Origin of the sequence: Sphingomonas sp. (assembly GCF_035555815.1) — a bacterium.
Lineage (GTDB): Bacteria > Pseudomonadota > Alphaproteobacteria > Sphingomonadales > Sphingomonadaceae > Sphingomonas.
This window is the reverse complement of sequence record NZ_DATMGG010000107.1, coordinates 1-9,803: the sequence shown is the minus strand read 5'-3', so window position 1 is coordinate 9,803 and position 9,803 is coordinate 1. Positions and strand designations below refer to the sequence as shown.

7 protein-coding genes and 1 pseudogene are annotated in these 9,803 nt (G+C 68.9%); 4 read left to right on the top strand and 4 right to left on the bottom strand.

Annotation, left to right across the window (positions count from 1 at the left end):
• Positions 1-964 (top strand): annotated as a pseudogene (locus VNR91_RS05995) (hypothetical protein); the annotation flags it as partial.
• Here the strand turns inward: VNR91_RS05995 and VNR91_RS05990 are convergent.
• Positions 942-1,127, bottom strand: coding sequence for a hypothetical protein (locus VNR91_RS05990; protein WP_325489863.1), 186 nt, complete (start codon positions 1,125-1,127; stop codon positions 942-944). The pseudogene VNR91_RS05995 and the gene VNR91_RS05990 sit on opposite strands and share 23 nt — an antisense overlap.
• A 59-nt stretch (positions 1,128-1,186) precedes the next feature.
• Between VNR91_RS05990 and VNR91_RS05985 the strand changes: the two genes are divergently transcribed.
• Entirely contained in the window at positions 1,187-2,002 is an 816-nt protein-coding gene (locus tag VNR91_RS05985; RefSeq protein ID WP_325489862.1) for a class I SAM-dependent methyltransferase, read from the top strand.
• 38 nt (positions 2,003-2,040) lie between these two features.
• On the opposite strand, the gene phaR is transcribed toward VNR91_RS05985, so the two are convergent.
• Complete coding sequence (phaR, locus tag VNR91_RS05980) at positions 2,041-2,613, bottom strand: polyhydroxyalkanoate synthesis repressor PhaR (RefSeq protein ID WP_325489861.1); 573 nt, start codon at positions 2,611-2,613, stop codon at positions 2,041-2,043.
• A 17-nt stretch (positions 2,614-2,630) separates the two neighbouring features.
• Between phaR and VNR91_RS05975 the strand changes: the two genes are divergently transcribed.
• Together VNR91_RS05975 and VNR91_RS05970 are read left to right on the top strand one after the other, a co-directional pair.
• The gene (locus VNR91_RS05975) at positions 2,631-3,707 is read left to right on the top strand and encodes an alpha/beta hydrolase (protein ID WP_325489860.1); all 1,077 of its coding nucleotides are present in this window, start codon (positions 2,631-2,633) and stop codon (positions 3,705-3,707) included.
• Between the two features lie 75 nt (positions 3,708-3,782).
• Positions 3,783-4,958: an acetyl-CoA C-acetyltransferase gene (locus tag VNR91_RS05970; RefSeq protein ID WP_325489859.1), complete on the top strand. Its 1,176-nt coding sequence runs from the start codon at positions 3,783-3,785 to the stop codon at positions 4,956-4,958.
• Positions 4,959-5,217: 259 nt separating this feature from the next.
• On the opposite strand, the gene VNR91_RS05965 is transcribed toward VNR91_RS05970, so the two are convergent.
• Together VNR91_RS05965 and metH are read right to left on the bottom strand one after the other, a co-directional pair.
• Positions 5,218-6,819, bottom strand: coding sequence for an MFS transporter (locus VNR91_RS05965; protein ID WP_325489858.1), 1,602 nt, complete (start codon positions 6,817-6,819; stop codon positions 5,218-5,220).
• A 334-nt stretch (positions 6,820-7,153) separates the two neighbouring features.
• Positions 7,154-9,803, bottom strand: a 2,650-nt coding sequence (metH, locus tag VNR91_RS05960) for a methionine synthase (protein ID WP_325489857.1), incomplete at its 5' end; no start/stop codon positions are given.

The window sequence follows — 9,803 nt, the reverse complement described above, 5'->3', positions numbered from 1 at the left end:
CGGCGTCGCGATCCAGATCAAGCCGACCGCCGCGTTCGAGGGCGCGGCGGTCGGCATCGCCCATCTGTGGTGGCTGTGGCGATCGGGCGCGCGCGGCGGCGTGATCCCCGCGGCGGCGCTGTGGACGGCGATCGGCCTGTCGCCGACACTGGCCGTCGCGCTGGCCTATGCGCGCATGGGTGCGTTCGATGCGTGGTGGTTCGCCAACGTCACCTCGATCCTGCTGCGCCCGCCCTATCCGCCCGACCAGTTGGCGATGCGGCTGCTCGGGATCGTTGCGATCCTTTCCCCGCTCATCCTGTGCGCGGCGATCGCGTGGCGGCGGCGGCGCATCCGCCTCGCCGACGAACGCGCGCTCGCCTTCGTCTGGCTGGGCGCGGCGCTGGTCGCGTTCTGCGCGATCGGCACTTTCTTCGATCACTATGCGCTGCCGCTGATCGCGCCGCTCGCGGTGCTGTCGGCGATCACCTTCGGCTGGCGCCCGCGCGCGATGGTCGGCGCGCTGGGGCTGGGGCTGCTGATCTTCATCGTCAGCCGCGCCTTCCTCCCCGACGATCGCGCCGGTGCGCGCGCGGTGGCGCGCGTCGTCGCCGCCAATGATCGCGGCGAATGCCCCTATGTCTTCATCGGCGACACCGCCACCTACAGCCTGGCCGGCGCGTGCGTACCGACCGCCTATGCCTTTCCCAATTTCCTCGCCTACACCACCGAACAGGGCGCGACCGGCATCGACGAGGCGGCCGAGGTTCGCCGCATCCTTGCCCGCCGCCCGCCGGTGATCGTCAGCTCGACCCGCCGCCTCGCGATCTGGAACCGCGCCAGCCTCGCCGCGCTCAAGGGCGCGCTCGCGAGCAATTACCGCCCGGTCTTCAGCGCGCCGCGCGCCGGCTACCGCACCATCGTCTACCTGCGCGTAGACCTGACCTTCAGGAATGGGGCGGTCAGCTATGCAGGGCCAGACTAGCGAGGATCAGCGCCGCCATCATCGCGGCGAACTGCACCGTCGCCCATGGCACCACGCCGACATCGTCCAGGTCGCGCCGCCGTCCGCGCCGCCACTGGCCGATCCCGCTCGCCACCGCGACCGCCACACACGCCGCCGCCCCGCCCCAAAGCCCTGCTTGCATCGCGCCTCCCTGCCCCGCTACGCTGGCGCCGTCCACAGTTTCGAAAAGGGGTGCTTCGTATGCGTATGCTGGTCATCGGCGCGATCGGCTCGGTCGCGGTGGCCGTCGCCAGCGTCGCCACGGGCGCGCCCGCCACGCTCCAGTCGGACCTTGCCGCCGCCGTCGCCGCCCCGTCGCGCACCCCGGCCAACACCGCGCGCGACCGCTATCGCCACCCGGCCGAGACGCTGGCGTTCTTCGCGGTCAAGCCGAGCGACACGGTGGTCGAGATCTGGCCGTCGGGCGGCTGGTACACCGAAATCCTCGCCCCCTACGTCGCGGGCAAGGGGACCTATTGGGGCGTCGGCCCATGGCCCAAGGGCGTCGACGGCCTGCGCGGGCTTCAGGAGAAGGATGCCGCGCTCTACGGCGCGATCAAGCTCGCCGCCTTTCCCGCCGACGCCGATATGCCCCGGGTGCCCGACGGCACCGCCGACGTCGTGCTGACCTTCCGCAACGTGCATAACTGGCGGATGGGCTATCAGCGCGGCGGCATCGATTACGCCCCCGACGCCTTTCGCCAGATGTTCGCGATGCTCAAGCCCGGCGGCACGCTGGGCGTGGTCGATCACCGCCTGCCCGAGAATGCCGACGCCGCGCGCGAAAGGAGCAGCGGCTACGTCAAGGTGTCGACCGTCCGCCAGCTGGCGGAGGCGGCCGGCTTCGTGTTCGACGGCGCGAGCGAGGTCAACGCCAACCCCCGCGACACCGCCGACTGGCCGGACGGCGTGTGGACGCTGCCGCCCTCCTATCGCCTGAAGGACGTCGACCGCGCCAAATACGCCGCGATCGGCGAAAGCGACCGGATGACGCTGCGCTTCCGGAAGCCGCGCTAGGATTCCTCCCCGAGCCTGTCTCGGGGAGGAAGGGAACGTCAGAGCTTCGCCACCTTGTCCTGCAATTTCGACAGTTCCGCCTTCAGCGCGGCGATCTCGTCGTCCTTGCTCACCTCGCGCGCGGGGCCGCCCGCCGCCGGAGCCGCGGCACCCGGCGCCCCGGCGCCGCCCGGCTTGAACGCCTGCGCCGCCGCCTCGAACATCGCCATGTTGCGCTTGGCGATCTCGGCGAACGGCGAATGGGCGAATGCGCCCTCGACCGCCGACTTGAACTGTTCCTGGTTGCGGCGGAAACTGTCCATCGACGCTTCCAGATAGCCCGGCACCATCGCCTGCATGGAATCGCCGTACAGCGCGATCAGCTGGCGCAGGAAATTGACCGGCAGCATCGTCTGCCCGCGCGCTTCCTCTTCCATGATGATCTGGGTCAGGACATTGTGGGTGATGTCCTCCTCGCTCTTGGCGTCGATCACCTTGAAATCGCGCCCCTCGCGCGTCATCGCGGCGAGATGCTCCAGCGTGATGTAGGATGATGATTCGGTATTGTAGAGTCGACGATTGGCGTATTTCTTGATGATGACCGGGCCGGATCCCGGCGTTGTCTTTTTCATGATGGTGCGTCCCAACTATGACTGAAGACGCTGTAACATCGTTTCATTCCGCACCGCAACACGGGCCGCGCCCCCTGCCGCTGTTCCTCGATCTGCTGCGCAGCGAAACCGCAGCATCGCCGGCCCGCCGCGCCGCCGCGCTGGCCGGACTTGCCGCCTATCAGAACGCGCCGCGCCCGCCCCGCCCCGCGCCGATGCCACCGGTCGCCCGCGCCGGCCGCGCCTGCCTGCGCGACTATGGCGGGGGCCGGGGCGGCGAAGGCCCGCCGGTGGTGTTCGTCCCCTCGCTGATCAATCCGCCGCATGTGCTCGACCTTGCGCCCGACAATTCGCTGCTGCGCTGGATCGCGGCGCGCGGGCATCGCACCCTGCTGGTCGACTGGGGCGATCCCACCCCGGCGGAGCGCGACGTCGACATCACCGCGCACGTCGAATCGTTGCTGCTGCCGATGCTGCGCACATTGGACGAGCCGCCGGTGCTGGTCGGCTATTGCCTGGGCGGCACGCTGGCGCTCGGCGGGGCGGCGGCGCTGCCGGTGCGCGGGGTCGCGCTGATCGCGGCGCCGTGGCATTTCGCGCGCTTCGACGATGCCGCGCGCGCCGACATCGCCGCATTGTGGCACGCCGCCGAGCCGGCGTGCGAGACGTTGGGGCTGGTGCCGATGGAGGTGCTGCAATCGGGCTTCTGGCGGCTCGATCCCGCGCGCACCATCGCCAAGTTCGAGGCGCTGGCCACCGCCGCCCCGGATGCGCTGGCCAGCTTCGTCCGGCTGGAGGATTGGGCCAACGCCGGCGCGCCGCTGACACTGGCGGCCGGGCGCCAGATGTTCGCGGGCTTCTTCGGCGCCGACGATCCCGGCGCCGGCCGCTGGCGGATCGCGGGGACGGCCGTCGATCCGCGCGCGCTCGCCTGCCCCACCGTCGACTTCGTCTCGCTCAGCGACCGCATCGTGCCGGCGGCGAGCAGCGCCGGGCTGGCGGATCGGCGCGAACTCGGTGCCGGCCACGTCGGCATGGTCGTCGGCGGGCGGGCCAGGCCGCTGTTGTGGGAGCCGTTGGCCGACTGGCTAAGCACGACCGGCGTCGCTAAATAGGCGCCGATACTCGCCACCGGCCCGGCGTTTGGGACGTGATCGGGCGGGGCACCATCGCAGCCAGGAGCCGTCTTCATGTCCGAGATCGTCATCGCCGCCGCCAAGCGCACCCCCGTCGGCGCGTTCCTCGGTGCCTTCGCCGCCACCCCCGCGCATGAACTCGGCCGCGTCGCGATCGAGGCGGCGCTGGCGCAGGCCGGCGTGCGCGGCGATGAGGTGGACGAGGTGATCCTCGGCCAGGTGCTCACCGCCGCGCAGGGCCAGAACCCGGCGCGTCAGGCGTCGATGGCGGCGGGCGTGCCCAAGGAAGTGCCGGCGTGGGGCGTCAATCAGGTGTGCGGCTCCGGCCTGCGCGCGGTCGCGCTCGCGTTTCAGGCGATCGGCAACGGCGACGCGAAGATCGTCGTCGCCGGGGGGCAGGAATCGATGTCGCTGTCCACCCACGCCCAGGCGCTGCGCGCGGGCAGCAAGATGGGCGACGTCAGCCTGGTGGACACGATGATCAAGGATGGCCTGACCGACGTGTTCAACGGCTATCACATGGGCATCACCGCCGAGAATGTCGCCGCCGAATATCAGATCACGCGTAACGATCAGGATACGTTCGCGGTCCGCTCCCAGAACCTGGCGTCAAAGGCGCGTGCCGACGGCCGCTTCAAGGACGAGATCGCGCCGGTGACCGTCAAGGGCCGCAAGGGCGACACGGTGGTCGAGGCCGACGAATATATCCGTGACGGCGCCACCGTGGACAGCGTGTCGGGCCTGCGCCCCGCGTTCAAGAAGGACGGCACCGTCACCGCCGCCAACGCCAGCGGCATCAACGACGGCGCCGCCGCGCTGGTGGTGATGAGCGCGGAGGAAGCGACGAAGCGCGGAATCGCGCCGCTCGCCCGGATCAAGAGCTGGGCATCGGCCGGCGTCGATCCGTCGATCATGGGCATCGGCCCGGTGCCGGCGTCGAAGAAGGCGCTGGAAAAGGCCGGCTGGACGATCGCCGACCTCGACCTGATCGAGGCCAACGAAGCCTTCGCCGCGCAGGCGCTGGCGGTCGGCAAGGAAATGGGCTGGGACGCGGACCGGGTCAACGTCAACGGCGGCGCGATCGCGATCGGCCATCCGATCGGCGCCTCGGGCGCGCGCGTGCTGACCACGCTGATCTACGAGATGCAGAAGCGCGACGCCAAGAAGGGCCTCGCGACCCTGTGCATCGGTGGGGGCATGGGCATCGCCATGTGCGTCGAGCGCGACTGACCGGATCCCCAACCCCGTCACCCCGGCCTTGTGCCGGGGTCGACCGGCGGCAGGCGCGCGACAAGCGGCTCGGAGCGCAACGAATGCGGCGTGGTTGACCCCGGCACAAGCCTGTCCCGAGCCATGCCGAAGGAGCCGGGGTGACGAAGTACGCCGAACCCACCGTCATTGCGAGCGCAGCGAAGCAATCCATGTGGCGCGTCGGTGGATTGCTTCGCTACGCTCCCAATGACGGGGCGCGTCGAACGGGTGCTCGCCACTAATCCTTGATCAGGTCGCGCTCGCGCAGGAACACCACCACCACCACCAGCGACATCAGCACCACCCCCCAAGTGTACCACAGCCCCGCATAGGGGTTGCCGGTCCGCGCGACGATATACTGGCCGATCAGCGGCAGGAATCCGCCGAAATAGCCGGTGCCGATATGATAGGGAATCGACATCGAGCTATAGCGGATGCGCGCCGGGAACAGCTCGGTCAGCAGCGCGGCGACGGTGCCATATGTGCTGCCGGACAGCGCCGCGAGCAGGAAGATCGCCACCAGGATGCGCGCGATGTTGCCCGGTGACGGGATCACCTTGTCCAGCTTGTATCCCGCCCCGGCCAGCGCCGCGTCGAGCGCGGCGGGGGCGTGGTCGGCGGCCGGCACGCCGCCGATCGTCACCGCGACCGCCGGCGCCCTGGCGGTGGCATAGGCGACGCCCTTCTTCGACAGATAGTCGAGCACCTGCCCGCACTCGTCCTTCTGCTTGCCGGCGAACGGATCGTAGCTGCACTGCGGCCCGGCGACGATCACCGGCGCGCGCTTCGCCGCATGGGCCAGGTCGGGGTTGGCGGCGGCGCCCATGTACCAGAAGATCGGGAACAGCAGCGCCAGCGTCGCGATATAGCCGATCACGATCGGCGCCTTGCGCCCGACCCGGTCGGACAGCCGGCCAAAGAAGATGAACCACCCCAGCCCCATGATCGCGCCGGCGCCGGTGATGATCTGCGCGGTGGTCTCCTCCACCCGCATCGTCGTCTGGAGGAACGACAGGGTGGAAAACAGCGCGGTGTACCAGATCACCGTCAGCCCGGCGGCGATGCCGAACAGCGCCAGGAACAGCCGCCGGCCGTTGCCGGGATAGGTGAAGCTCTCGATGAACGGGTTGCGCGCGGTCTCGCCCGCTTCCTTCATCGCCTTGAACACCGGGCTCTCGGACAGCTTGAGCCGCATGTAGAGCGACACCGCCAGCAGCACGATCGAGAACAGGAACGGCACGCGCCAGCCCCAGTCGTCCCACGCCTCGGCCGACATCGACCATTTGGCCGCCAGCACCACGATCAGGCTCAGGATGAACCCGCCCGCCACGCTCGCCTGGATGAAGCTGGTGTAGAAACCGCGCTTTCCGGCCGGCGAATGTTCGGCGACATAGACCGCCGCACCGCCATATTCCCCGCCCAGCGCCAGCCCCTGCGCGATCCGCAGCAGGATGACGATCACCGGCGCGGCGAACCCGATCGCCGCCGCCGACGGCACCAGCCCGACGCCTGCGGTGGCAACCCCCATCAGCGTGATGGTGACGAGGAAGGTGTATTTGCGCCCCAGCTTGTCGCCCAGATAGCCGAACAGCACCGCGCCCAGCGGCCGAAAGCCGAAGCCGACGGCAAAGCCCGCCCACGCCAGCAACGTCTGGGTCAGCTCGCTCCCGGACGGAAAGAAGGTGCGCCCGATGATCCCCGATGCGGCCAGCGTGCCGTAGATGAAGAAATCATACCATTCGAACGCGGTGCCCAGCGACGACGCGGAAATGACCAGGCGGATGTCCGCCTCGCTCGGCTGCTCGCCCGCGCGTTGTTCCGCCACCGTCGCCATACGCATTCCCCCACCCGTTCGGGGGAAGATGTAACGGCTTGCGGACCGGCGGCAAGTGCGGGGCGCGGCGGCAAACCCATAATATGTTCCCGCGCAAACTGGGGCCCAGGACGGCGACTCCTTATGGCCTCCGGCCGGACCGTCCTTCCGTCCGTCCGTCCTTCACTCCGTCCGCCCCACCCCACCCGTTCGTCTCGAGTAGGGTTGGAGCTTGTCGAGAACCCGTATCGAGAGAGGTCCGCGCGCGTAGCGATCTCTCGATGCGCCGTCTCGACGTCGCTCGACGGCTGCTCGAGACGAACGCAAAAGGAGACAGAGCCTACCTGCCGCCCCGCCCCGCTCAGTCCAGGTTCGGCCGCAGCCAGCGCGTCGCCTGCGCGGTGTCCACACCCCGCCGCGCCGCATAATCCTCGACCTGATCCTGCCCGATCCGCGCGACGCCGAAATATTCGGCCTGGGGGTGTCCGAAATAGAATCCCGACACCGCCGCCGTCGGCAGCATCGCAAAGCTCTCGGTCAGGCTGATCCCGGTCGCGTGGTGCGCGTCGAGCAGGCCGAACAGCACCGTCTTCAGGCTATGCTCGGGGCACGCCGGATAGCCGGGCGCCGGGCGGATGCCGCGATATTGCTCGCGGATCAGCGCCTCGTTGGTCAACTGCTCGCCCTCGGCATAGCCCCACAACGTAGTGCGGACGTGCTGGTGCAGCCGCTCGGCGAACGCTTCCGCCAGCCGGTCGGCCAGCGCCTTGAGCAATATGTCCGAATAATCGTCGATCGCCGCCTTGAACCGCGCCAGATGCGGCTCGATGCCGTGGATCGACACGGCGAACCCGCCGATCCAGTCGCCCTGCCGGTCGACGAAATCGGCCAGGCACATGTTCGCCCGCCCCTCGCGCTTGGCGATCTGCTGGCGCAGGAACGGCAGCCGCACCAGATCGTCGTTGTCGGCCAGGCCGAGGAAATCGAGCGACGCCATCTCCGCCGGGCTCCACACCCCCTCGGGATCGACGAACACGTCGTCGTCGTGCCGCACGCACGGCCACAGCCCGGCGACGCCGCGCGCGGTCAGCCATTTCTCGGCGATGATCCTGTCCAGCATCGCCTGCGCGTCGGCGAACAGGCTGCGCGCGCTCTCCCCCACCACCGTGTCGTCCAGGATCGCGGGATAATTGCCCGCCAGCTCCCACGCGCGAAAGAACGGCGTCCAGTCGATGCATTCGCGCAGGTCGTTCAGGTCCCAGTCGCGGAACACGTGCACGCCCGGCTGCTTGGGCGCGCCGGGCTTCAGGCTCATGTCGGCGTCGAAACCGTTGGCCCGCGCCCTGTCGAGCGGCAGCAACTCGTTCTGCCCCTTGCCCTCGCGCGCGGCGCGCACGGCGGCATATTCGCCGGCGACCTTGGTGACGTAATCGTCGCGGATCGTGTCGCTGACCAGCGTCGTCGCCACGCCGACCGCGCGCGACGCGTCGAGCACATGCACCACCGGCCCGTCATAGGCCGGCGCGATGCGCAGCGCGGTGTGGACCTTCGACGTCGTCGCGCCGCCGATCAGCAGCGGCATCGTCATCTTGGCGCGCGTCATCTCCTCGGCCACCGTCACCATCTCGTCCAGCGAGGGGGTGATCAGGCCGGACAGGCCGATCATGTCGGCGTCGTTCTCGTTGGCCGCTTCCAGGATCTTCGACCACGGCACCATCACGCCCAGGTCGACCACCTCGAACCCGTTGCACTGGAGCACCACGCCGACGATGTTCTTGCCGATGTCGTGGACGTCGCCCTTGACCGTGGCCATGACGACCTTGCCCTTGCCCTTGGCGCCCGGCTCCTTCGACGCCTCGATGAACGGCAGCAGGTGGGCGACCGCCTTCTTCATCACCCGCGCCGATTTCACCACCTGCGGCAGGAACATCTTGCCCGATCCGAACAGGTCGCCGACGACGTTCATCCCGTCCATCAACGGGCCCTCGATCACCTCGATCGGCTTGGCAAAGGCCAGCCGCGCCTCCTCGGTATCGGCGACGACGTGCAGGTCGATGCCCTTGACCAGCGCGTGTTCCAGCCGCTTGGCGACGTCCCACCCGCGCCATTCCTCGGCCTGCTTCTCGGCGACGGCGTCGGTGCCGCGATAGCGTTCGGCGATCGCGATCAGCCGCTCGGTCGGCGTCTCGTCGGGGCTGCACGCGGGGCGGTTGAGGATGACGTCCTCGCACGCCTCGCGCAGTTCGGGGTCGATCGTGTCATAGACGTCGAGCTGCCCGGCGTTGACGATCCCCATGTCCATCCCCGCCGGGATCGCGTGGTAGAGGAAGATCGAGTGCATCGCCCGCCGCACAGGCTCGTTGCCGCGGAAAGAGAAGCTCAGGTTCGACAGCCCGCCCGAGATATGGACGTGCGGGCAGCGCGCCTTGATCTCGCGGCACGCCTCGATGAAATCGACGCCGTAGTTGTTGTGCTCCTCGATGCCCGTCGCCACCGCGAACACATTGGGGTCAAAGATGATGTCCTCGGGCGGAAAGCCGATGCCGGTCAGCAGCTTGTACGCGCGCTCGCAGATCTCGACCTTGCGCGCCTGCGTGTCGGCCTGCCCGACCTCGTCGAACGCCATCACCACCACGGCGGCGCCATAGGCCATGCACTTGCGGGCGTGCTCCAGGAACTGGTCCTCGCCCTCCTTCATGCTGATCGAATTGACGATCGGCTTGCCCGACACGCATTTCAGCCCGGCCTCGATCACCGACCATTTCGAGCTGTCGATCATCACCGGCACGCGCGCGATGTCCGGCTCGGCGGCGATCAGCTTGAGGAACGTCGTCATCGCGTGGTGCGCGTCGAGCAGCCCCTCGTCCATGTTGACGTCGACCACCTGCGCGCCGTTCTCGATCTGCTGGCGGGCGACCTCGATCGCGCGGACATAGTCGCCCGCCAGGATCATCTTCTTGAACGCCGCGGATCCCGTGACGTTGGTGCGCTCGCCGATGTTGACGAAACTG

Excerpts from the sequence above, each read along its gene's own strand:
- VNR91_RS05990 (WP_325489863.1), bottom strand. The coding sequence starts at position 1,127 with ATGCAAGCAGGGCTTTGGGGCGGGGCGGCGGCGTGTGTGGCGGTCGCG.
- VNR91_RS05985 (WP_325489862.1), top strand. The coding sequence starts at position 1,187 with ATGCGTATGCTGGTCATCGGCGCGATCGGCTCGGTCGCGGTGGCCGTC.
- phaR (WP_325489861.1), bottom strand. The coding sequence starts at position 2,613 with ATGAAAAAGACAACGCCGGGATCCGGCCCGGTCATCATCAAGAAATAC.
- VNR91_RS05975 (WP_325489860.1), top strand. The coding sequence starts at position 2,631 with ATGACTGAAGACGCTGTAACATCGTTTCATTCCGCACCGCAACACGGG.
- VNR91_RS05965 (WP_325489858.1), bottom strand. The coding sequence starts at position 6,819 with ATGCGTATGGCGACGGTGGCGGAACAACGCGCGGGCGAGCAGCCGAGC.
- VNR91_RS05970 (WP_325489859.1), top strand. The coding sequence starts at position 3,783 with ATGTCCGAGATCGTCATCGCCGCCGCCAAGCGCACCCCCGTCGGCGCG.